General features: G+C 73.2%; 20 protein-coding genes and 1 other RNA gene. 11 read left to right on the top strand and 10 right to left on the bottom strand.

The features are described 5' to 3' along the window. Positions 1-173 precede the first annotated feature (173 nt). The 5 genes from ACIA8F_RS35845 to ACIA8F_RS35825 all read left to right on the top strand — a co-directional run bounded on the left by ACIA8F_RS35845 (position 174) and on the right by ACIA8F_RS35825 (position 4,785). Positions 174-1,079 carry a helix-turn-helix domain-containing protein gene (locus tag ACIA8F_RS35845; protein WP_399385215.1) on the top strand — a complete coding sequence of 302 codons (906 nt, stop codon included), beginning with the start codon at positions 174-176 and terminating at the stop codon, positions 1,077-1,079. Between the two features lie 580 nt (positions 1,080-1,659). Continuing rightward, positions 1,660-2,172, top strand: coding sequence for an XRE family transcriptional regulator (locus ACIA8F_RS35840; RefSeq protein ID WP_399385214.1), 513 nt, complete (start codon positions 1,660-1,662; stop codon positions 2,170-2,172). Positions 2,173-2,316: 144 nt separating this feature from the next. After that, positions 2,317-3,018 carry a hypothetical protein gene (locus tag ACIA8F_RS35835; RefSeq protein WP_399385213.1) on the top strand — a complete coding sequence of 234 codons (702 nt, stop codon included), beginning with the start codon at positions 2,317-2,319 and terminating at the stop codon, positions 3,016-3,018. Between the two features lies 1 nt (position 3,019). Next, entirely contained in the window at positions 3,020-4,192 is a 1,173-nt protein-coding gene (locus ACIA8F_RS35830; RefSeq protein ID WP_399385212.1) for an MAB_1171c family putative transporter, read from the top strand. Further along, positions 4,189-4,785, top strand: a complete 597-nt coding sequence (locus tag ACIA8F_RS35825; RefSeq protein ID WP_399385211.1) for a hypothetical protein — start codon at positions 4,189-4,191, stop codon at positions 4,783-4,785. Before ACIA8F_RS35830 ends, ACIA8F_RS35825 begins: the two co-directional genes overlap by 4 nt. 99 nt (positions 4,786-4,884) lie before the next feature. On the opposite strand, the gene ACIA8F_RS35820 is transcribed toward ACIA8F_RS35825, so the two are convergent. Together ACIA8F_RS35820 and ACIA8F_RS35815 are read right to left on the bottom strand one after the other, a co-directional pair. Continuing rightward, positions 4,885-5,721: a hypothetical protein gene (locus tag ACIA8F_RS35820; protein WP_399385210.1), complete on the bottom strand. Its 837-nt coding sequence runs from the start codon at positions 5,719-5,721 to the stop codon at positions 4,885-4,887. Further along, positions 5,718-6,524 carry a MerR family transcriptional regulator gene (locus ACIA8F_RS35815; RefSeq protein ID WP_399385209.1) on the bottom strand — a complete coding sequence of 269 codons (807 nt, stop codon included), beginning with the start codon at positions 6,522-6,524 and terminating at the stop codon, positions 5,718-5,720. Before ACIA8F_RS35815 ends, ACIA8F_RS35820 begins: the two co-directional genes overlap by 4 nt. Before the next feature lie 77 nt (positions 6,525-6,601). Between ACIA8F_RS35815 and rnpB the strand changes: the two genes are divergently transcribed. After that, positions 6,602-7,003: RNase P RNA component class A (gene rnpB / locus ACIA8F_RS35810), an RNA gene on the top strand. 103 nt (positions 7,004-7,106) lie between these two features. Beyond that, complete coding sequence (locus tag ACIA8F_RS35805) at positions 7,107-7,565, top strand: hypothetical protein (RefSeq protein ID WP_399385208.1); 459 nt, start codon at positions 7,107-7,109, stop codon at positions 7,563-7,565. A gap of 55 nt (positions 7,566-7,620) precedes the next feature. Here ACIA8F_RS35805 and ACIA8F_RS35800 read toward each other — a convergent pair whose 3' ends face one another. From ACIA8F_RS35800 to ACIA8F_RS35785, 4 genes are all read right to left on the bottom strand, one after another. Beyond that, entirely contained in the window at positions 7,621-8,994 is a 1,374-nt protein-coding gene (locus ACIA8F_RS35800) for a bifunctional RNase H/acid phosphatase (protein WP_399385207.1), read from the bottom strand. Further along, positions 8,994-9,737, bottom strand: a complete 744-nt coding sequence (locus ACIA8F_RS35795; protein WP_399385252.1) for a zinc ribbon domain-containing protein — start codon at positions 9,735-9,737, stop codon at positions 8,994-8,996. Before ACIA8F_RS35795 ends, ACIA8F_RS35800 begins: the two co-directional genes overlap by 1 nt. Beyond that, the gene (locus ACIA8F_RS35790) at positions 9,734-10,603 is read right to left on the bottom strand and encodes a Nif3-like dinuclear metal center hexameric protein (protein ID WP_399385206.1); all 870 of its coding nucleotides are present in this window, start codon (positions 10,601-10,603) and stop codon (positions 9,734-9,736) included. The genes ACIA8F_RS35795 and ACIA8F_RS35790 overlap by 4 nt, the downstream gene beginning before the upstream one ends. Positions 10,604-10,781: 178 nt before the next feature. Beyond that, positions 10,782-11,846 (bottom strand): ABC transporter substrate-binding protein, encoded by a 1,065-nt coding sequence (locus ACIA8F_RS35785; protein ID WP_399385205.1) that lies wholly within the window; start codon positions 11,844-11,846, stop codon positions 10,782-10,784. A 230-nt stretch (positions 11,847-12,076) separates the two neighbouring features. On the opposite strand from ACIA8F_RS35785, the gene ACIA8F_RS35780 reads away from it, so the two are divergent. Then, positions 12,077-13,207: a hypothetical protein gene (locus tag ACIA8F_RS35780; protein ID WP_399385204.1), complete on the top strand. Its 1,131-nt coding sequence runs from the start codon at positions 12,077-12,079 to the stop codon at positions 13,205-13,207. A gap of 37 nt (positions 13,208-13,244) precedes the next feature. Further along, complete coding sequence (locus ACIA8F_RS35775) at positions 13,245-13,874, top strand: HAD family hydrolase (protein ID WP_399385203.1); 630 nt, start codon at positions 13,245-13,247, stop codon at positions 13,872-13,874. 72 nt (positions 13,875-13,946) lie between these two features. Here ACIA8F_RS35775 and ACIA8F_RS35770 read toward each other — a convergent pair whose 3' ends face one another. The 3 genes from ACIA8F_RS35770 to ACIA8F_RS35760 all read right to left on the bottom strand — a co-directional run bounded on the left by ACIA8F_RS35770 (position 13,947) and on the right by ACIA8F_RS35760 (position 16,938). Then, on the bottom strand, positions 13,947-14,891 hold the full coding sequence (locus tag ACIA8F_RS35770) for a 3-oxoacyl-ACP reductase (RefSeq protein WP_399385202.1): 945 nt from the start codon (positions 14,889-14,891) through the stop codon (positions 13,947-13,949). Between the two features lie 24 nt (positions 14,892-14,915). Then, positions 14,916-15,992, bottom strand: coding sequence for a Zn-dependent alcohol dehydrogenase (locus ACIA8F_RS35765; protein WP_399385201.1), 1,077 nt, complete (start codon positions 15,990-15,992; stop codon positions 14,916-14,918). A gap of 73 nt (positions 15,993-16,065) precedes the next feature. Continuing rightward, positions 16,066-16,938 carry a MaoC/PaaZ C-terminal domain-containing protein gene (locus ACIA8F_RS35760; protein ID WP_399385200.1) on the bottom strand — a complete coding sequence of 291 codons (873 nt, stop codon included), beginning with the start codon at positions 16,936-16,938 and terminating at the stop codon, positions 16,066-16,068. A 323-nt stretch (positions 16,939-17,261) separates the two neighbouring features. On the opposite strand from ACIA8F_RS35760, the gene ACIA8F_RS35755 reads away from it, so the two are divergent. After that, positions 17,262-17,639 (top strand): DNA-binding response regulator, encoded by a 378-nt coding sequence (locus ACIA8F_RS35755; protein ID WP_399385251.1) that lies wholly within the window; start codon positions 17,262-17,264, stop codon positions 17,637-17,639. A 192-nt stretch (positions 17,640-17,831) separates the two neighbouring features. On the opposite strand, the gene ACIA8F_RS35750 is transcribed toward ACIA8F_RS35755, so the two are convergent. Then, positions 17,832-19,139 (bottom strand): cytochrome P450, encoded by a 1,308-nt coding sequence (locus ACIA8F_RS35750; RefSeq protein ID WP_399385199.1) that lies wholly within the window; start codon positions 19,137-19,139, stop codon positions 17,832-17,834. A gap of 180 nt (positions 19,140-19,319) precedes the next feature. On the opposite strand from ACIA8F_RS35750, the gene ACIA8F_RS35745 reads away from it, so the two are divergent. Next, positions 19,320-20,705 carry an amidohydrolase family protein gene (locus ACIA8F_RS35745; RefSeq protein WP_399385198.1) on the top strand — a complete coding sequence of 462 codons (1,386 nt, stop codon included), beginning with the start codon at positions 19,320-19,322 and terminating at the stop codon, positions 20,703-20,705. Positions 20,706-21,117 lie beyond the last annotated feature (412 nt).

Genomic DNA, 21,117 nt, shown 5'->3' with positions numbered 1-21,117 from the left:
CCTCGTGATGGTCTCCGGTACGGACACGTTCCGAAACCGGGGCCGGGCCCGCCGGGAGGGCGGCGGACGGGATCCGCCGCCGGGCCGCTCTGGTCATCGTTCACCCTGACCTGCCATCATCGGCCGACCGCGCGGTATCACCGGCCGCGCAACTGCGGGGAGAGGGACCGGGCATGGGATCGGTCGACGCCTTCGACGTTTGTACGATGCCGGCCGCCACCGCGGGCAGACGCTCGGCCCGCCGTCGCCCGCCGGCCGCCGCACTGAGACCGATGATTCTCAACTACACCGGCTTCCACACCGAGTTCACCTCGCCGAGGCGCCGGCTGGAGCTGCCCACCGGCTGCGTGACGCTGGTCTTCAGCTTCTCCGAGGGCCTGTGGGTCTCCCGTACGGAGGATCTCGCCGCGGCCCGGCTGCGGCCCGTGGCCCGGGCCATGATCAGCGGCCCGCGCACGGTGCCGGCGATCGGGGTGCACTCGGGGGTCGTGCACGGGCTGGAGGTGAACATGACCCCGCAGGGCTGCTACCGGCTGTTCGGCGTCCCGATGTGGCACTTCGAGGACGCCCACGTGGATCTGGTGGACGTGCTCGGGCAGCAGGGCCGCCACCTCACCGAACGACTCCAGGCGCTCCCTTCGTGGACGGAGCGGTTCGCGCTGCTCGACGCGCTGTTCTGCGCCCGGCTCGATGCCGGCCCCTCCCCCGCGCCCGAGGTGTACGGCGCCCTCTCCGGGCTCTGGACGAACACCCTCTCCCTGGCCCGGGTGAGCGCCGAGACGGGGTGGAGCGCCCGTACCGTACGGGCGCGGTTCCGCGAGCAAGTGGGCCTGTCCCCGAAGGCGATGGCCCGGGTGTTCCGGCTGCAGCACGCGTTGCGGATGCTGGCGGCGGGTACGGCGGCGGCGCAGGTGGCGGCGGCGTGCGGCTACCACGACCAGGCACACCTGAGCCGTGAGGTGAAGGCGATGACGGGGCTGCCGCCGTCACGGTTCGTCCTGCTGCGGGGCGGGCTGGCGCCCGGTTCGGCCCTGGACCGGATGGCGGGCCGGGTGAGCAGCGTGATGCTGTCCGGCTAAGGCCGCGGTCCGGTGCGCGACCCGGCGAGCGACCCGGCGCGCGCCTCGGATCGCGCACCGGGTCGCGGCCCGGACCGTTGCTTCCGGCGGCGGCTCCCCCGTTGGATTGCGCCGGCCGCCTCGTGGAAGGGGTCCGACGGGCGTCGGCTCCCGTCGGCGGGCGGTTCGCCCGCCCTGGGCTGAGGACCCCCGTACCCCAGCCCACGAGCGAGCGCTCCGACCCCCTGGTCCTGCACCTGGAGCCTGCCGCCGTGACGGCATCGCGGCTCCTCCGCTCCGCCCTGACCCACCGGCCCCGCGACTCAGCCGACTAGACGCCGTGCGTCGAGGAGTTGAGCGCCGAGCCATCTAGTGGGCTAGACGGCTGGACGAAGATACGCCGCCGCACTCATGCCCTGTCAAGGTCCGGCGGCGTGCCCCGAGGGCAATATGGCGTGGGTCACATTCCGCTGGGTCCGCTAGCTGGGTAGACGGAGTTCGTTGCACTGTGTGGCGAAAGCCATCTAGGCAGGTAGATAATGCCGGTGATGATTTAGTACTGGACTACAAGGTCCGGCGGGAGACGGGAGCAGTGACGGTGATGGGTGAGGAGACCCCCACCGGCCGGCGGGACACCATGGGTGACCGCCTCGGCTTCTTGATCGAGACGATCCACCCCGCGGGGCGTGGCCCGTACACGTACCAGGAGATCGCCGAGGGCACCAAGGAGCTGTCCGGACCCTCCGTCTCGCACGGCACCGTCCAGACCATCCGCCTGAACAACAACCCGAACCCCGGCATCGATTCAATCCGCGCGATCGCCAACTTCTTCGGCGTCACCGTCGGATACCTGGCCGACGGCGAGAACGCCCAGGCGATCGAGCAGCGGATCGAGGAGCGGATCGCACGGCTGCGCGAGGAGATGGGCAAGGCCGCGGCGGCCGACGAGTTCGCCCAGGTCCTGGAGGACGAGCAGGTGAAGGCCGCGGCCTTCCGCCTGAGCGGGCTGTCCGCCGGCTCCATGCGCTCCGTCACCGGCTTGATCAAACAGCTCCGCAAGGCCGAAGGGCTTCCGGATGTGAAGCCCCGCCGACGCCGCGGCAAGGAGTCCTGAGGCGCGAATTCAGCCACGCGCCTCACCCCGGCAGCCGTATTCCGGCCACCGATCCGCCCTCAGCGGGCCCCTGCTTCGCTTCCGGTTACTCTCAAACCCGATCGGGTGTACGGACGGTGCGACTACGGGGCGGGGAGGGCGACCATGCGCTGGTGGAAGCGCGCCGACGCGGAGTGCGCCGCCGTCGCCGACCGGCTCGTCATACCCCGGCCGTTCGACCTCGAAGCCTTCTGTGAGGGGATCGCCGCGCAGCGCGGCAGGCCGCTGATCCTGCTGCCCCTCGACGGACCCCCCGACCCGGCCCTGCCGTGCGGGATCTGGCTCGGGCTGGACGTCGCCGACCTCGTCTTCTACGACGCCGTCGCCGCCGAGATCCTCAAGGTGCAGATCGTCCTCCACGAGATCTCGCACATGCTGCTCGGCCACGTCGCTCCCGAACTCGACATCCCGGAGCAGGCCTCGGACCGGGAGATCGCCCGGGCCTCCGAGCACTTCCAGCGCCTGCTGACCCGTACGCACACGGCCGTCTCCGGGATCGACCGCCCCGAGCTGCCCGTGGCCTCGATCATCCGCACCGAGGCGGCCCGGATCAGGAACGTGGCCCGCATGACCGAATCGGTCGACGAGGAACTCGGCCTCGACATCGACCGCCTGGCGCACCTCATGGGGCGGAGCAAGTTCGCCAGCCCGCAGGAGCGGCAGGCGGAGACCCTGGCCACGCTCATCCACGAGCGGGCCGGCCGCTACCACACGACGCAGTCGACCTCCAGTGACAGCGAGGCCGAGGACCGTCTCGTACGCCTCCATGACGCCCTCGGGCACCCCGTTCGAAACACGTGGTCGTGAAGTGAAACACCTCGAAATCGCCATCCTGGTCATGCTCTGGACGGTGACGGCCTGGCGTGCGCCCTCGGCCGTCCGGTCCGTCAAACAGCGGGCCCTGTGGGCGGCGTTCGCCGCCCTGACCGTCTCCATGACGCTCCGCCTGCCCGGCGTGATGCGCACCCTGGACGACTGGGCGGGGGTCAACAACCTCTCCACGCTCGTCAAGCACTGGCTGGGCATGATCGCGGCCGGCGCGGTCGTGGACTTCGTCGTCGCCATCACCCGCCCGGAAACCGGCCGTCGCCTGCGGGCCCGGCACTACGCCGCCCTGACCGCGATGACGGCCATGGCGGTGCTCTTCGCGTTCTTCGTCCCGCGGCCCCACGAGATGACCGACTTCTTCGCGGAGACCGCAGGCAACGGCTGGGCCACGGTCTACTACCTCCTCTTCGTCGTCTACCTCGGCATCGCCATGGCCACCGCCACCCGGCTGTTCTGGGACAGCGCCCGGCACGCCAGCGCCCTGTGGCTGCGGACCGGCGTGCGCCTCATGGGCATCGGCACCGCCGTCGGCGTGCTCTACACCCTGCTGCGGGCCGGGTACATCGCGACCCGCCTCGCCGGACTCACCGACGAGACCAGTGACATCGCGGTCGACAACGTCACCGACGCGCTGAAGTACCTGGCGATCGGCTTCATCCTCATCGGGAGCAGCATCCCCGCCTTCGGCGTGGCCTGGCGCACCGTCCAGGACGGCCGCCACCACCGCCGGCTCCAGCCGCTCTGGCAGGACCTGACCGCGGTCACCCCCGACATCGTGCTGAAGACCGGGCTCTTGCGCAGCCCGCGCCTGCGGCTGTACCGGCGGGTGATCGAGATCCGCGACGCCGCCCTGACCCTGGACGCCTACACCTCCCCCGAGGTCCGCGAGCGCGCGCACCGCGCCGCCCTGGCGGCGGGGTTCGACCCGGCGACGAGTCCGGCGGCCGAAGCCCTCTGGATGCGGGCGGCCCGCGAGGGCAAGGCCCGCGGGGTCCTGCCGCTGCGCGGCGCCCAGGAGCCGGCGGCCGGCGCCGGCATCGACGACCTCGACTTCACCACCGAAGTACTGCGACTCATCCAGCTCGCCCGGATCTACCACTCCGCCGTGGCCGACGAGTTCCTCACCGCGACCAGCCAGGAGGCCCCGGCGTGACCGCCACGCTCACCCAGCCCACCGAGTCCCGATCCGCCCGCCTGATCACCGACGGGCTCGATCCCAAGACATGGATCATCGCCGACACCCTCCTGATCGGCTGGCACGCCGCCGGCCTCGCCGGGATCGGCTGGGGACTCCTGGGCTGCCTGTTCGCCGCGGTCATCCCGCTCGCCTTCATCAAGTACGGGATCCGGCGCGGCCGCTGGGCCGACCGGCACGTCGGTCAGCGCCGGCAGCGCATCGTCGTCATGGTGTTCATCATCGGCTCGGTCGCCACCGGCATCCTGCTGATGGCGCTCCTCGGCTCGCCCCGCACGATGATCGCGCTGATCGCGGCCATGCTGGTCACCCTGGCGGCCCTGCTCGCCGTGACCCCCGCCTGGAAGATCAGCGTGCACGCGGCCGTCTCCGCCGGGAGCCTCGCCATGCTCGCCATGACCTACGGGCCCTGGCTGCTGCTCGCCTGCCCGGTGGTCGCCGTCGTCTGCTGGTCCCGGGTCGAGCTGAAGGACCACACCCTCGCCCAGGTCATCGCGGGCACCGCGGTGGGCGCGCTCGCCGCGGCCGCCACCTTCGGGCTGATCCGGTAGCACGTACTCCCTGCGTTTTCGGGCCGTGCCGTTTTCGACAAGACAGGCGCGCGCGGGCTTGTCACGCTCGGCGCACACCGTCGGCACTGCGACAGCCCGTCACGGGGGTGTGGGCTGCCGCAGTGCTTCGACCAGCGCGCGGAGCTCGTCCGCGTGGAAGCGGATGACGCGTGCCTCGGCGCGGGCGCCGAGCGGGCGGCGGAAGGGGAGCGGGCGGGCCAGTTCCACGGTGACCGTGGTCTGGCTGCCGACGATCAGGTCGAGCACCCCGTCCTCGGACAGGGTGACGAGCCGCCCCTCCGGGTAGCGCCGGTCCACCCGGACCGCGGCCACCGCGTCCGGCGGAACGGTCAGGTCGAAGAGGGCCCCGTAGCGGATGCGCAGGGTCCCGTCGGGGCGCACCACGTGCGGCCGGGTGACACAGGCGGCGTGCAGGGCGAGCACCAGGACCACCCCGTACACGTCGAGGACGAGCACCACGCGGTGGACAGCCGGCCAGGGGATGAGGAGGGCCAGCGCCACCGTCTCGATCAGCGACACGAACACCAGGCCGTACATCATGGCCGTCTGCGGTCCGGTGTACGGGGCTGCGTGGTCCCCGGGGCGCACCCCGTGCGGCGGCCGCCGCAGCGCCCACCGGACCAGGGCGCCGCACGCGCGCAGCTCGTGCAGCACGAGGCGGCGTACGGGCTCGGGGACCACGGCCCGGACCGCCTCGCGGCGGGCCGCGGCGGGGGCGGCGCCACGGGCCCGCGAGGCGGCGTACAGGCAGTACAGGACGCCGGCCTCCAGGAGGAGGACCCCGAGGACCAGGGCCTCGGCGACGGCCAGGGCCCAGCCGGGCGGGCGCACCCCGGCGGCCAGGCACACCAGCAGGGCCAGCTCCATGGGGAGCACGGCGGCCACCCCGGTCCGTGCGGCGCGTATCGCGGTCATTCCCGGCCCCTCTTCGGCTGGTTGGGCCGGCTGTCCGGCTGGTCGGGGTGCGCGGTCCCCGTGTCCGTGAAGGCCTCGATCACCCGGCGGACGACCTCCGCCTGCGCCGGGGCGTACTCGGCGAGCAGGGCCTCCAGGAAGCCCTGCGCCGCCTGCGGCCCGCCGGTTCCCGGCGGCGTCCCCGCCGCCACCGCCGCGAAGGCCTCGGCGGGGACCGCGGCCACCAGGTCCACGGCGAGCGGCCCGATCCGGGGATCGTCCCCGTCCGCGTCGGCGAGCTCGTCGAGCCGCTCGTACAGCGCGAGCACGGCCGGATCGGCGGCGACCGCGCCGAGCACGGCGTAGAGCTCCTCCCCCACGGCGCCCGAGGCGTCGAGCAGGCGCAGGTGATCGCGGTCGAGCGCCGCCGACGGCGAGGCCGTCTCCGGCGCCTTGGCGAACAGCTCCGCCAGCGCGGGCGAGAGGGGTTCGGCCTCCCCGGGCGGGGCGGCGAGCAGGACGGCGAGGCGCCGTCTGCGCTCGGCCAGGTCGGCCTGCTGGCGGGCGAGGTCGGCATCGAGCTCGGCCAGGACCTCGGCCAGCTCGCGCCCCGCGTCGTCCGCGAGCACGTCGCGCACCTCGTCGAGGCTCAGCCCGAGCTCGGTCAGCCGGCGCACCCGGGCCAGCCGGACGGCGTCGCGCACGCTGTAGGCGCGGTAGCCGTTGGGGCGCCGGTCCGGCTCGGGGAGCAGGCCGACGTGGTGGTAGTGCCGGATCGCCCGGGTGGTGAGCCCGACGAGCGCGGCGATCTCTCCGATCCGCATGGGGCCAGTAGAAACCCTGCCGCTGCGTCAAGGTCAAGCCGTGATGACGCAGCCGGTACGATGGGCGGCACGACAGACGAGTCGGCCGGGCGGCCGCGTCGGGGTCTCCGGATCCCGCCGAGGAACGTCCGGGCTCCACAGGGCAGGGTGGTGGCTAACGGCCACCCGGGGTGACCCGCGGGACAGTGCCACAGAAAACAGACCGCCTGGGGCTTCGGCCCCCGGTAAGGGTGAAACGGTGGTGTAAGAGACCACCAGCGCCTGAGGTGACTCAGGCGGCTAGGTAAACCCCACCCGGAGCAAGGTCAAGAGGGGCCGTTCTCGGACGGCCCTGCGCGAACGTCCGAGGGCTGCTCGCCCGAGTTCGCGGGTAGACCGCACGAGACCGGCGGCAACGCCGGTCCTAGATGGATGGCCGTCTCCCCGGCGACCGCGAGGTCACCGGGTGACAGAACCCGGCGTACAGGCCGGCTCGTCTGCCGTACCTTCCGCCCTTCCGGGCCCGATCACCGCTCCGCGGCCGGTCGGGCCTTTTTGCGGTCCTACCTTTTTGCAGTCCTCGTCGCCCTCTAGGTTGAGCGGGTGTTCGAGAGACTGAGCGTGGAAGAGACCACCCGGCTGGAACTGCTCGCCTGGCGGGTCCGCAACGAACTGGCCGCGGCCGGGCTGCCGGTGGTGGCCCCCGGCATGGATCCGCAGCTGGTGGGCGGTGCGGAGGTGACGATCGACCGCGGGGCCGACGCCGCCGGCGGGGTGTACGTGGGGTGGTCCGGCAGCCCGCGGCTGCGGGAATGCACGAGCCGCGCGCTGCGGCTGCGACGGCCGGACGACCCCGCCCTGCTCCACTCCGCCCGGGTCGCGGACGCGATGGTACGAGCCTTGCGCACGGTGCTGAGCTCGGCCGGCCTCACCGTCGAGGACGCGAACGACACCTACCGGCCCCGCCAACTGCGGGTGGTCTCCCGGCCGGACCCCGGTGCGCCGCCCGTGTGGGAGCTGCGCGAGGAGGAGTCGGCCTCGGCCGGCCGGGAGACCGGCTGAGTCCCGGGCCGGAGCGGCCCCGGACCGCACGCGCGCGCGGCCCGGAACAGCCGGGTCAGCGCAGGTGGGAGGTGTCGTTCAGGAGGCGGACCGAGGCGTTGCCGTCCGCGTAGTAGGCGACCGCCGAGAGGGAGGCCGCCGACAGCTCCATGCGGAACAGCGCCTCCGGCGGGGCGCCCAGCGCGAGGCGGACCAGGATCTTGACCGGCGTCACGTGCGAGACCAGCAGGACCGTGCGGCCCGCGTGCTCGGCGAGCAGCCGGTCCCGGGTCGCCGAGATCCGGCGGGTGGCCGAGGCGAAGCTCTCGCCGCCGCCCGTCGGGGCGGCCTTCGGGGAGTCCAGCCACGCCTGGAGGTCGTCGGGGTGACGCTCGCGGGCTTCCGCGAAGGTCAGCCCCTCCCACGCGCCGAAGTCGACCTCGCGCAGCCCCTCTTCGACCGTGACGGTGAGCCCGAGCCGGTCGGCGACGGCCTGCGCGGTCTCCCGGCAGCGGCGCAGCGGGGAGCTGATCACCGACTCGATGGTGCCGCGCGCGGCCAGCGACTCCGCCACGGCGGCGGCCTGGCGGCGGCCCGCCTCGGAGAGCTCCGGGTCGCTGCCGCCGCTGCCGGAGAACCGCTTCTGCGGGGTCAGCGCGGTCTCTCCGTGGCGCAGCAGCACGAAGGTGGCGGGAGGCCCCATGTCGGGCCCCCAGCCCTGCCCCGCGGCGGGGGCGGGGGCGGTGGCGGTCGCCGGACCGGTGTCCGTGGCCCTGCCCGCGCCGGTGGCCGCGCCGGTCGTGTCCGGCTCGGGGGCCGGAGCCGGGGCCGGGGCCACGAGGTCCGTCGGGGCACCGAAGAGGGTGTCGGCGCCGGCCGGGGCGGCGCCTGCGCGGGTCCGCGTACCGGCGAGGGCCGCACGGACGGCCGCGGCACCCGCTGCGGCGTCGCCCACGGGGCCCGCCGCCGGCGGGGTCGCCAGGATGCGGGCCGCCGAGACGTCCAGGGCGGCCGAGGAGTTCGCGGGCTCCCACTGCTCGCCCCGCTTGCCCGCGTCCATCGCCTCGTTCGCGAGCCGGTCCGCGTGCTTGTTCTTCTCGCGCGGGATCCATTCGTACGTCACCTGCGCGCGCGGCATGACCTTCGCCGCCTCCGCCGCGAGCGGCTTCATGTCCGGGTGCTTGATCTTCCAGCGGCCCGACATCTGCTCGACGACGAGCTTGGAGTCCATGCGGACGAGGACCACCGCGTCCGGGTCCAGCTCACGGGCGGCCCTCAGCCCGGCGATGAGGCCCTTGTACTCGGCCACGTTGTTCGTCGCGACGCCGATGTACTCCGCGCGCTCGGCCAGCGTCTCGCCCGTCACCGGGTCGAGGACGACGGAGCCGTACCCGGCGGGCCCCGGGTTGCCCCGGGAGCCGCCGTCGGCTTCCACAACGAACTTCGGCATCAGATGCCCGAGTCGGCCATGCGGACCAGGATGCGGCCGCAGCTCTCGTGCCGGACGACCTGGTCGCGGGCGGCGGCCTTGATCTCGTTGACCTCGGCGAGGTCGAGCTCCAGGCGGCAGCCCTCGCAGCGGCGCTGCGACAGGCGGGCGGCGCCGACGCCGCCCTGCTTCACGCGGATCTTCTCGTACAGGGCGATCAGCGCGGCGGGCATCGTCGTGACGATGACCTCGCGGTCCTTGGCGATGCCCGCGAGCTCGGCGTCGATCTCGCCGGTGGCGGCGTCGCGGCGCGCGGTGGCGTCGACGAGCTTGGTCTCCAGCGAGGCGACCCGGTCGGTGAGCTCGGTGACGCGCTCCTGCGCACCCTCCAGACGCTCCATGACCTCCAGGACCACGTCCTCCAGGTCACCCTGGCGCTTGGCGAGGGAGACGACCTCGCTCTGCAGGTTGGCCAGGTCGCGGGCGGAGATGCCGACGCCGGTGTCCAGGCGGGCCTGGTCGCGGGCGGCGCGCTGGCGCACCTGGTCCACGTCCTGCTCGGCCTTGGTCTGCTCGCGGGCGGCGTCGGTGGCCTGCGTCTGGGCGGCGACGAGGAAGTCGCGCTGCTGGGCCAGGTCGCTGGTCAGCGAGTCGACCTCGGCGTGCTCGGGGAGCATCTTGCGCTTGTGGGTCAGCTGAGACAGCCGGACGTCCAGGGCCTGGACGTCGAGAAGTCGGATCTGGTCGGCGGGCTCGGCGTTCAGTTGGGGGCTCCAGGGAGAGAAGGGGACGTCGAAGGGGATGTCACGGACGGCGCGTGCGCCGTCCACGGGTCGGTGGCCGTGCGCGAGACGTGGGTCCGCAGACCCCAGCCGTTGCGCTCGGAGATGGCGTCGAGCTGGGCCGCGGCCTGCTCGCACCAGGGCCATTCGGTGGCCCAGTGGGCGGCGTCGACGAGGGCGAGCGGGCTCTGCTCGCGGGCCTCGGACACCGGGTGGTGGCGCAGGTCGGCGGTGACGTACGCGTCGACGCCGGCGGCCCGGACCTGGGCGAAGAGGCTGTCGCCGGAGCCGCCGCTGACCGCGACGGTACGGATCAGCGCGTCGGGGTCGCCGGCCACCCGGATGCCCTGTGCGGTCGGCTGGAGCCAGGCGGCGACGCGCGCGGTGAACTCGCGCAGCGTCTCGGGGCGGTCCAGTTCGCAGAGCCGGCCGAGGCCCCGGCGGCCGGCGGGATCGCTCGGGTCGGGCACGAGCGGGCCGGTGACGCGCAGGTCGAGGGCGCCGGCGAGGGCGTCTGAGACGCCCGGGTCGGCGGTGTCGGCGTTGGTGTGGGCCACGTGCAGCGCGATGTCGTTCTTGATCAGCGTGTGCACGGCCCGGCCCTTGAAGGTGCCGGCGGCGACGGTGGTGGTGCCGCGCAGGTAGAGGGGGTGGTGGGTGACGAGCAGGTCGGCACCCAGCTTCACCGCTTCGTCGACGATCTCCTGGACGGGGTCGACGGCGAACAGGACCCGGGCGACCTCGGCGTCGGGGTCGCCGCAGACGGTGCCGACGGCGTCCCACTCCTCGGCCCGCGAGGGGGGCCACAGAGCGTCCAGCGCGGCGATGACTTCAGAGAGACGGGGCACAGGCCAAGGCTACCGTCCGTGGCGACCGGCCCCGGTCTGGTCCCGGGGGCTGTTTCCGCCGGGGCAGGGGCGGGGGCGAGGGCCGGGCCGCAGCGGGGCCGGGGCCGGGCGGCCGGGCGGCCGGGCCGGGAGAAAAGACCCCCGGCCCGGTCCGGACCGGGCCGGGGGTCTCGCGGGGCTACTTGACGAGGAAGCCGCGCAGGTCGTCGAGGACCTTGTCGGCGGCGGTCACGCCGAGGCCCAGGTACCAGGTCTCGTCCGCGACGTCCTTGGCCCGGCCCTGCTTGACGGCCTCCAGGCCCTTCCACAGCGGGTTGTCCTCGGCGGAGTCGCGCTTCGTCTTGTCCTTGGCCCCGTAGACGCCGGTGAAGATCCAGTCGGCGGCGGCCTCGTCCATGCGTTCCGGGCTGATCTCCACCGCGAGGTCCTCGACCTGCTGGTTCTGCGGCCGCGGGATGCCGGAGTCCTTCAGGATCGTGCCGATGAAGGAGGCGCCGGCGTACAGCCGGGTCTTGCCGGGCATGTAGCGCAGCATCGTCACGGTCGGCTTCTTCTCGCCGAGGTCCTCGCCGAGCTCGGCCGCCTTGGCCCGGTAGGCGGCGAGCTTGGCCTCGGCCGCGGCGGTCTTGTCGAGGGCGGCGGCGTTCAGGAGGTAGTTCTCCTTCCACGGGAAGCCGGGGCGGATGGAGAAGACGGTCGGGGCGATCTTCGAGAGGGCCTCGTACTTGTCCGCGGAGCGAAGCTGGCTGCCGAGGATCAGGTCGGGCTTGAGGGCGTTGATCGCTTCGAGGTTGAGGTTGTTGATGGTGCCGACGGACTTGGGCTCGCCGGCGTCCTTCTTCAGGTAGCCGGGGATGCCCTCGTCGCCCTCGGTGGGCGCGTAGCCGACGGGCCGCATGCCGAGGGAGACGACGTTGTCCAGCTCGCCCACGTCGAGGACGACGACCCGCTTGGGTGCGGCCTTGAGTTCGGTGGAGCCCATGGCGTGGGTGACGGTGCGCGGGAACTGCCCGGCCGCCGCGGTGGTCCCGAAGGCCGCCGTCTTCTTCGCCGCGTCGGAGAAGTCCTTGCCGCCCTGGGCGGCGGCCTTCTTCTCGGTGCCTCCGGCCGGGGCCTCCTTGCCCGGCTTCGCGGCCTTGTCGTCCTGGGCGCCGCCGCAGGCGGTGAGGACGAGTGCGGCGGCAGCGGCCAGGGCGACGGCGGCGGCAGGGCCACCTCGGCGCGTGCGAGGTCGGAGGGACATGCGGGGTCTCCTGAGGGTGGGGAGCGGGCGAAACGCTTGAAGATCCGAAAAAGCGGGTTAGGTGTACCTAACCAGCCTCCTCACCCTAAACGCCCCGATATCGCACAGCACAATCGCCTCCTGCTGCACGGCAGAACCGCCGCCCCGCCACCCGTATGTGTGAAGCGGGGATTGTCGCGTTGTCCGGAGGGAAGCGCGATCACTACCTTCCTCGGCGGAGGTGCCCGCAGATGACTGTCTGTGCCATCGAGAAGACCAGCGCGACCCCGTTCACCATCGCCGCCGACGGGTCCTACGCCGCCCGCCTGGCCGGGGAGGGCGAAGCACGCTATCCGGAGCGCTGGACACTGACCGGCCCCGAGCCGTACGCCGTGCCGCTGCCCCTCACCCAGCCCGAGGAGGCCGACAGCGAGGTGCTGCCGCTGACCGACGGGCGGGTGCTGATCCACCGCCGGGTCGCGGAACGGCACGCTTTCGCGCTGCTGTACCCGACGGGCGGCGGCGCGGCGGGGGCCGGGCCCCGGACCGGGGAGCTGCAGCTCGGCGCGGTCCCGGCGGCCGACGGCGTACGGGTCACCCTGCTCCCCCCGTCCCCCGACGGGCACGGGGCCTTCGCCCTGGCCGTGGAGGCCGCCTCGACCACGGTGTGGCAGGTGGCCGGGGTCCCCTTCGGGCCGGAGCGCGTCGCCCGGATCCCGGGGCGCTGTTCGGGCGGGGTCTGGCTGGACCGGACGGGGCGGCTGCTGGCGCTGGACCGCGAACTGGACGGCCCGGACGGGCCGGTGACCAAGGCGGTGGCCGTGGACCTGCGCCGGGGCGGGGAGGTGTCGCCGCTGCTCCAGATCGCGGAGGCCAGCAACGACCGGCTGCTGCTGGCCGACCCCGACAGCGGGCTGCTGCTGATCCGTTCGGACGCGCCGGGCGAACTCCGGCTCGGCTGGGGGGTGCTGGGCAGCGCCCGGCCGGTGCGGTTCCCGGAATGCCTGCGGGCCGTCGGGGCCACGGCGACGCCGTTCGCGGTGCAGCCCGGGCAGGTGCTGATGCCGGAGAGCTGCGGGGTGGCGCTGCGGGTGGACGAGGCCGGCGACGGCTACGGCGGCTCCGTGGCGGGGCTCGCCCTGTGGCGCCCCGCCGACCGGCACGTGTTCCGGCTCGGCGGCCCGGCCGGCTGGCTCGGCGGAACGGGCCGCTGGACCCCCGAGGGCCGCCTGCACCTCCCGTACGCCACCCCCGACGTGCCGTGCGGGCTCCTGGGCATGACCCTCCCGGTCGCCCCGCCCCCGCCGATCCGCCTGGACCCCATCCCCCTGCCCCCGGCCCCCGCCCGCCCGGTCCCCTTGCAGCAGGCTCCGCTGGGGTGAGTGCCGCCCGCTTCCGGGGATCTGCTATCCAGGCCCGGTGACGAACTCCAAGCCCTACGACGCGGTCCTCTGCGACCTCGACAACGTGATCCGCTTCTACGACACGACGCGCGTGACCGAGCTGGAGGCCGCGGCCGGCCTCGAACCGGGCACGACCTGGTCGGTCGCCTTCAGCCCGGCCCTGGACGGGCCGCTGCTCCTCGGGCACATCACCAGGGAGCAGTGGGTCCGGTCGGTAGCGGCCGAGCTGACGAAGGACACCGGGGTCTCGCCCGCCCGCGCCGACGAGCTGGCCCGGGCCTTCGGCTCGTCGTCGTTCTCGGCGGACGAGACGGTGGTCGGGATGCTGCGCCGGGTCCGGGCGTCGGGCACGCCGCTGGTCCTGGTCACCAACGCGACCCTCGACCTGGAGGACGATCTGGCGGCGCTCGGGCTGTCGGACCTCGCCGATCACGTGGTCAGCAGCGCCCGGGTGGGCGTGGCCAAACCCGACCGGGAGATCTACGAGATCGCCGCCGGGCGCGCGGGGGCCGCCATGGACCGGTGCCTGTTCATCGACGACCGGCTGGAGAACATCGAGGCTGCCGAGGCGCTGGGGATGACCGGGGTGCACTACCGGGAGCCCGCCGATCTGCACGGTCCGCTGGCCTTCGCGCTCGTGGGCTGACCGGCGTACGGGCACACGCGCGGGGCGGCGGGTCCGAGGACCCGCCGCCCCGGAGGAACGGTGCCGGCGGTGTCAGCCGTCGTGCTTGAGGGCGAGGACTTCCGTCGCCGCGAAGGTTTCGTTCGCGGGGCGGGAGTCGTAGTGCGGGGTGAGGAGCCCGTCGAGTTCCTCGTAGGAGAAGGACTCCTTGGTGGTGTCGAACTTCGCCGCCACCCTGGGGCGTTCCATGACGACCACGATGCCGCCGTGGACGACGAAGAGCTGCCCGTTGGCCTTGGCCGAGGCCGGCGAGGCCAGGTAGCCGACGAGCGGGGAGACGTGCTCGGGGGCGAGGGCGTCGAGCTTGCCCTCCTCCGGGACCTGGAAGCCCGCGAAGACGTCCTCCGTCATACGGGTACGGGCCCGCGGGCAGATGGCGTTGGCCGTGACACCGTACTTGGCGAGGGCCAGGGCGGTGGACGTGGTCAGGCCCACGATGCCGCCCTTGGCCGCCGCGTAGTTGGGCTGGCCGGCCGAGCCGCCGAGGAAGGCCTCGGAGGAGGTGTTGATGATCCGGCCGTAGACCGGCCCGCCGACCGCCTTGGAGCGTTCGCGCCAGTGCACGGAGGCGAAGTGGGTGGTGTTGAAGTGGCCCTTGAGGTGGACCCGGATGACCGAGTCCCACTCGGCCTCCGACATCGAGAAGACCATCCGGTCGCGCAGGATGCCCGCGTTGTTGACCAGGATGTCGAGCTTGCCGAAGCTGTTCACCGCCAGCTCGACCAGTTCGCGCGCCTGCTCGAAGTCGGCCACGTCACCCAGGTGCGCCACCGCCTGTCCGCCCGCGGCACGTATCTCCGCCGCGACCTCCTCCGCCGGTGCGGCCGAGGCCTCGCCGGAGCCGTCGCGGCCGGGCTGCCCGAAGTCGTTGACGACCACGCTCGCGCCGAGCCGGGCGAGTTCGATCGCCTCGGACCGGCCGAGGCCGCGGCCGGCGCCGGTGACGATGGCGACGAGTCCCTCAAGTGGCAGTGACATCCGTACGGTTCCTCTCGAAACGGGTCAGAGTTCGATGCAGGTGCGCAGGGCCACGCCCGTACGCATCTGGTCGAGCGCGTCGTTGATCTCGGCGAGCTGCACGCGGTGCGTGATCAGGCCCGCCAGGTCCACCCGGCCGGCCCGCCACAGCGCGATGGTGCGCTCGTAGGAGCGGAGCACGTCGCCGCCGCCGTACATCGACGGCAGGATCTTCTTCTCGTCGAAGAAGAGGGAGAACATGTTGATCGAGTAGTTGTCGTCGAGCGCGCCGGCGCCGACCACGACCACGGAGCCGCCGCGGCGGGTCATGTCGTAGGCCGTCTTGGTGGTCGCGGACTTGCCGACGACCTCGAAGACGTAGTCGAAGCCCTCACCCGCGGTGATCCGGTTCTTGGCGTCGGCGAACTCCTCCGGGGAGACCGCCTCGGTGGCGCCGAAGCGCAGCGCGGCCTCGCGCCGGGAGGCGACCGGGTCGACGGCGACGATCTGGGCCGCGCCCTGCACCTTGGCGCCCTGGATGACGGAGATGCCGACGCCGCCGCAGCCGATGACGGCCACCGAGGAACCGGCCTCCACCTGGGCGGTGTTGATGGCGGCTCCGAGGCCGGTGGTGACACCGCAGCCGATGAGGGCGGCGATGTCGAAGGGCACGTCGTCGGGGATGGGGACGGCGCAGCCCGCCGGGACCACCATCTCCTCGGCGAAGGTGCCGGTGCCCGCGAAGCCGAAGACGGGGCTCTCGCCGCGCTGGAAGTTGGGGGTGGCCACGTTGCCGAAGGCCTCCAGGCACAGGTGGCCCTGACCGCGCTTGCAGGAGGGACAGTGCCCGCAGGGCGGGAGCCAGCAGACCAGGACCCGGTCGCCGATCTTGTGGCTGGTGACCCCGTCGCCGACGTCGGTGATGACGCCGGAGCCCTCGTGGCCCGGGATGAAGGGGGCGGGCTGCGGGAGCACGCCGCTCATCGCCGAGAGGTCGGAGTGGCACAGGCCGGTGGCCTTGATGCGGATCTTGACCTTGCCCGGGCCGAAGCCCACGGCCTGCATGTCCTCGACGACCTCGAGCTTGTCCTGGCCTATCTCGCTCTGCAGTGCTGCGCGCACGGTGCGGCTCCTTCTGTCTGCCTGACGGTGTCTCTGCCTGACGGTGTCTCTGACTGGCTGTGTCCGTGACGGGTTAGGAGTGTTCGACGACGGTGTCGGCGAGGACCGGGGCGTCGTCCCGTTCGGCGGCGCTCACCGTGACGAGGACGCGGCCGGGCTCCTGCCACATCCGGATCCGCAGGGTCTCGCCGGGGAAGACGATCCCGGCGAAGCGGGTGCGGTAGGCGCGGACGCGGGACACGTCGCCGTCCAGGAGGGTGTCGACCACGGCCTTCAGGGTCATCCCGTACGAGCACAGGCCGTGCAGGATCGGCTGGTCGAAGCCGGCCAGCTTGGCGAACTCGGGGTCCGCGTGGAGCGGGTTCCAGTCCCCGGAGAGGCGGTACAGCAGCGCCTGCTCCTCGCGGATCTTGCGCTCCTCGATCCGGTCGGGCGCCCGCTCGGGCTGCTCGGCCTTCACGGAGGGGCCGCGGTCGCCGCCGAAGCCGCCTTCACCGCGGACGAAGATCGAGGCGTCGGAGGTCCACAGCGGCCCGTCGGCGTCCGCGACCTCGGTGCGCAGGACGATCACGGCGGCCTTGACCTTGTCGTAGACCGCGGCGACCGTGGCGGTCGAGGCGGCCTCCCCCTTGACCGGGATGGGCCGGTGCAGCTCGATGGACTGGCTGCCGTGCAGCACGTTGGCGAGGTTGACCTCGATGCCGGGTGCGGCGAGGCCGCCCATCATGGCCATGCCCGCGCCCGCGACGGTCGCGAAGCTGGGCAGTACGTGGAGCTTGGACTCCAGGGTGTAGCGCAGCTCGTCGGGGTCGGTGGCTGCCCCGGGGTTGTTCGGGGAGGTCCCGGCGCCGAGTCCGAGGTGGTAGAGCTGGATGTCCTTGTGGCCCCAGGCGATGTTCCCCTTGCGGGGTTCGGCGGCGAGGGCCTTGGCGGCATCGATCGGCATGGGCGTGCTGCTCCCTGTGTTGGAAACACCGTCTTTGAGGCACCTGCTGTGGAGCACCGGCCGTGAGGCACCGGCTGTCGGGCACCGGCTGTGAAAGCCCGGTGCCTTGGAAGACCTCGGCGCGGCCGTCCGCACCGTCGGCCGCACCGAGGTCGTATGCGGGACCGGCACTCTAGAACGCGTTCTAGAGTGCCCGGTGAAGGAATGTATAACGCACGCCCCAGCACTTGGGAAGACTCCTGACGATCTGTCAGCCACTCTTCCCGCACGGCGCGTTGCCCCGGTACGGAACACTTCGCCCCTACCCTGGCCGGGTGGATGAGATGCCCGTTTCCCAGCGCCCTGCCCGATCCCTGCGGGTGCTCCTGGACCCGCCGAACCCGGCCCTGGCGGTTCTCCTCGGCCTCCAGCCGGACATCGAGGTCGTGGCTTCGCCGCTGTCCCGCCCCGCGGTGGCGCTGACGGAGTCGGTGGACCGCGTCCCCGCGCTGCTGGCGGAGGATCCGGAATGCCGGATCCTGGTCCTGACGGGCTCCGCCCATCCGGGCCTGGCGGAGGCCGCCCTCGCCGCCGGCGCGGCCGGGCTGATCCTGCGGGACGGCCCGGTCGAGGATCTTGCGGACTCCGTCCGCCGCGCCTCCCGGGGGGAGTCGGTGGTCGACCCGGCACTGGAGACACCGCGGGCCCCGCAGGCCTCGTAGGCGCGCAGGCCTCGTAGGCGCGCAGGCCTCGTAGCCCCGGCCGGACACGCGCCCGCCCCGCGGATCCTCCGGGAGGACCCACGGGGCGGGCGGGCGGGGCAGTCCGATGCCGGCACGAAGGCCCAACGGGCCACCGGACCTACGGGCCAACGGCCGACAGGGCAAGGGGCCAACCGGCCAACGGCCAACTGATCAACCGGAGGCGGGGGCCGTCCAGTCGTCGACCGTCCGCGACGGGTCCAGGGCGACGGGCAGCCGCTCCAGCCCGCGGAAGGCCGGGAAGGGACCCTTGAGCCACTCCTCGTGGCCCGGCTCCGGGGTCGCCAGGACCATGTCCGGGAACCGGTCGAGCAGGGCCGTCAGCGCGGTCTCCAGCTCCATGCGGGCGAGCGGCGCACCCAGGCAGTAGTGGGGTCCGTGGCCGAAGCCGAGGTGGGTGCTCTGCAGCCCCTTGCGCGTCACGTCCAGGGTGTCCGGTTCCGCGAACTTCTCCGGGTCGCGGTTGGCGGAGGAGATCGCGATCTGGACCAGGGAGCCCTGCGGGACGGCGACTCCGCCGATCTCCACGTCCTCCAGCGCGTAGCGGAACGTGGAGGTCTCCACCGAGCATTCGAACCGGACGAGCTCCTCGACCGCCTGGGGCAGCAGCCCCCGGTCTTCCCGTACGAGCGCCAGCTGGTCGGGGTGGGACAGCAGCGCGAAGACCGCGTTGCCGATCTGGTACGTGGTGGTCTTGTGGCCCGCGAAGAGCAGGACCCACATCATCGAGACGAGTTCGTCGTCGGTCAGGGCCCCGTCCTCGTGCTCCGTCTGGATCAGCACGGTGAGGAAGTCGTCCGCGGGCTCCGCGCGCTTGCGGGCCACCAGGCCGAGGAAGTAGTTCCGCAGCCAGTGCTCGGCCGCGGCCAGGTCCTCGGCGGCGTCCTTGCTGAACCGGGAGCGCGTCACCTGCCCGAACCACTTCAGGACGTCGGTGCGCTCGTCCCCGACGATGCCGAGCAGCTCGCAGATGACCATGACGGGCAGCGGCAGGGCGAAGGCGGCCATCAGGTCGACGGGGGTGTCCGTCGGACACTTGGCGAGCAGTTCGGCGGCCAGCTGCTCGATGCGCGGGCGCAGGAGCTTGACGTGGCGCGGGGTGAAGGCCTCGTGGGCGATGTGCCGGAGCCGGGTGTGGCGCGGCGGGTCGGCGAAGATCAGGTTGTCGTCGAGGGCATCGCAGGTGTCCCCGAAGACCGCGTGGTAGATGTCGATGCCCTCGTGCATGTCCTTGCCGATGCGCGGATCGGACAGCGCGGAGCGGGCGTCCTCGTACCGGGTGACGAGATACGTGTCCACCCCGTGGCGCGTGGTCAGCTTGGCGACCGGGGCCTGCTCGCGCAGCGACCGGTAGACCGGATAGGGGCACGTACGGTACTCCGGCGTGCCCATGGACACGGCCGCCACGGCCTCGCCGACGGGGAGGCCGTCACTCACTGCCACTGCGGGTTCGGTCGTCACGGCTCAGACCTCTCGTGGGGCTCGGGGCTCGACTTGTCCAGCCACCTCACTGCCGCGGCCCGCGGCCCGCATAACCTCCGTTACCCCGTTCGGGCCCGAAACTACGCCCGCCTGAGGGGATCGGCCGGGTCCCCGACCCGTCCCGCGGCCGCCCGCGCGGCCCCGCCATAAGGTCCCCCCATGCCGGACATCGCAGACATCACCCCGCCGGACGACGGCAGCCAGAGCAGGATCGACGTCCACCACCACTTCTGCGCCCCGCAATGGCTGGAGTGGGCCGAGGACCAGGGCCTGGCACACCGCAAGGCCCTGCCGCCCTGGGCACACTGGGACGCCGCGGCCGCGCTGGAACTGATGGACCGGGCGGGGATCGCCACCGCCGTCCTCAAGCCGATGCTGCCCGCGCGCTACGCGACGTCCGCGCAGCTTCGCGAGGCCACCGACATCACCCTGCGGGCGGCGGCGGACGTGACGGACGCCCATCCCGGCCGCTTCGCGTTCCACGCCCCGCTCTTCCTCGACGACCCGGACGTCTCGCGCTGGGCGCTGCGGCGGGGGCTCGACGAGCTGGGGGCGGTGGGGGTGAACGTGACGGCGAACTACGGGGGCGTCTACCTGGGCGACCCCACCTACGACCCGATCTTCGCCGAACTCGACGAACGCTCCGCCGTCGTGGACACCCACCCGCACAACCTGCCGGGCGCGGGCGCGGGCCCTGGCGGGGGCCCTGGCCCGGGGCCTGGCCCTGGCCTTGGCTCGGGGCCTGGCCCTGGCCCCGGCTCGGGCCTTGGCTCGGGGCCTGGCCCTGGCCCCGCCTCGAGGCCTGGCCCTGGCCTTGGCTCTGGCCTCGGCCCTGGCCTTGGCTCTGGCCTCGGCTCGGGCCCCGGCTCTGGCCCCGGCTCTGGCCCCGGCGGGGGCCCTGGACCGGGCTCTGGATCGGGCCGTGGTAGCAGCCCTGACGGGGGATCTGGCATGAGCCCTCGCCGCGGCCCTAGCGGGGGACCCGGCACGGGCCCCGGCGGGGGAACACCGCCTGGGGCGGGTGGCAGCCCGGGGGCGGGCGGGGGGCCGGGGGCGGGCGGGGGGCCGGGGGCGGTGGCCGTTCCGGGGATCCCGAACTTCCTGTGCGACTTCCTGCTGGACACCACGCGGGCCGCGCTGAACATGATCCACAAGGGCACGCTGGACCGGTTCCCGAACCTGTCCGTGATCCTGCCGCACGCGGGCGGCTTCCTCCCGCACATCGCCACCCGCGTACAGGCCTTCGCGGGCGCGCTCACTCCGCCCGTGGACCCGGCGATGGTCCGCGACCACCTGCTCCGCTTCTACTACGACACCGCCGGGCCCATGTCCCCCGCGGGCACCCTGCTGGCGATGGCATCCCCCGACCGCATCCTCTTCGGGACCGACTGGCCGGCGTGTCCTGCGGAGATGGTCACGGGGGTCGCGCTGCCGGCGATGGCGGGGGATCCCGTGCTGACTGAGGCGCACCGCCTGGCGATCAACCGGGACAACGCCCTGCGTCTGATGCCGGCCCTGGCCCCGCTCAGCCCCGCCCGCGTCTGACCGGCGCAGCCCTGCCCGCCGCGCGGGGCCACCCCACACCCCCGGCCGCGGGCGTGCCGCTGCCCGGGGCCACCCCGCCCCCCGCAGCCCGGCTGCGACGGTTGCCGCTGCGCGGGGCGGAGTTCCCCTACCCGCCCTTCCACCGTTCCCCGGGCGCTGCCCGGACCCCGGCCCTCAAACGCCGGCCAGGCTGAAAGCGGGGCCCCGGGCTGCGCCCGAACCCCCTGGGGCTCCGCCCCAGACCCCGCGCCTCAAACGCCGGCGGGGCTGGATTTGGCGCAGCCCCACCGTGAACGGGGAACCGGGCTGCGCCCGAACCCCTGGGGCTCCGCCCCAGACCCCGGTCCTCAAACGCCGGACGGCTGAAAGACCCGGACCCGGTGCATCGACGCCGGACGGCTGAAAGACCCGG

The organism is Streptomyces sp. NPDC051563, from assembly GCF_044454225.1.
Classification (GTDB): Bacteria; Actinomycetota; Actinomycetes; order Streptomycetales; family Streptomycetaceae; genus Streptomyces.
The sequence above is the reverse complement of the archived record's forward strand: the minus strand, read 5'-3'. Positions and strand labels throughout refer to the sequence as shown.

Bases quoted from the DNA above. Each gene is read 5' to 3' on its own strand.
- ACIA8F_RS35845 (WP_399385215.1), top strand. From the start codon at position 174: ATGGGATCGGTCGACGCCTTCGACGTTTGTACGATGCCGGCCGCCACC.
- ACIA8F_RS35840 (WP_399385214.1), top strand. From the start codon at position 1,660: ATGGGTGAGGAGACCCCCACCGGCCGGCGGGACACCATGGGTGACCGC.
- ACIA8F_RS35835 (WP_399385213.1), top strand. From the start codon at position 2,317: ATGCGCTGGTGGAAGCGCGCCGACGCGGAGTGCGCCGCCGTCGCCGAC.
- ACIA8F_RS35820 (WP_399385210.1), bottom strand. From the start codon at position 5,721: ATGACCGCGATACGCGCCGCACGGACCGGGGTGGCCGCCGTGCTCCCC.
- ACIA8F_RS35815 (WP_399385209.1), bottom strand. From the start codon at position 6,524: ATGCGGATCGGAGAGATCGCCGCGCTCGTCGGGCTCACCACCCGGGCG.
- ACIA8F_RS35800 (WP_399385207.1), bottom strand. From the start codon at position 8,994: ATGCCGAAGTTCGTTGTGGAAGCCGACGGCGGCTCCCGGGGCAACCCG.
- ACIA8F_RS35785 (WP_399385205.1), bottom strand. From the start codon at position 11,846: ATGTCCCTCCGACCTCGCACGCGCCGAGGTGGCCCTGCCGCCGCCGTC.
- ACIA8F_RS35780 (WP_399385204.1), top strand. From the start codon at position 12,077: ATGACTGTCTGTGCCATCGAGAAGACCAGCGCGACCCCGTTCACCATC.
- ACIA8F_RS35770 (WP_399385202.1), bottom strand. From the start codon at position 14,891: ATGTCACTGCCACTTGAGGGACTCGTCGCCATCGTCACCGGCGCCGGC.
- ACIA8F_RS35760 (WP_399385200.1), bottom strand. From the start codon at position 16,938: ATGCCGATCGATGCCGCCAAGGCCCTCGCCGCCGAACCCCGCAAGGGG.
- ACIA8F_RS35755 (WP_399385251.1), top strand. From the start codon at position 17,262: ATGCCCGTTTCCCAGCGCCCTGCCCGATCCCTGCGGGTGCTCCTGGAC.
- ACIA8F_RS35745 (WP_399385198.1), top strand. From the start codon at position 19,320: ATGCCGGACATCGCAGACATCACCCCGCCGGACGACGGCAGCCAGAGC.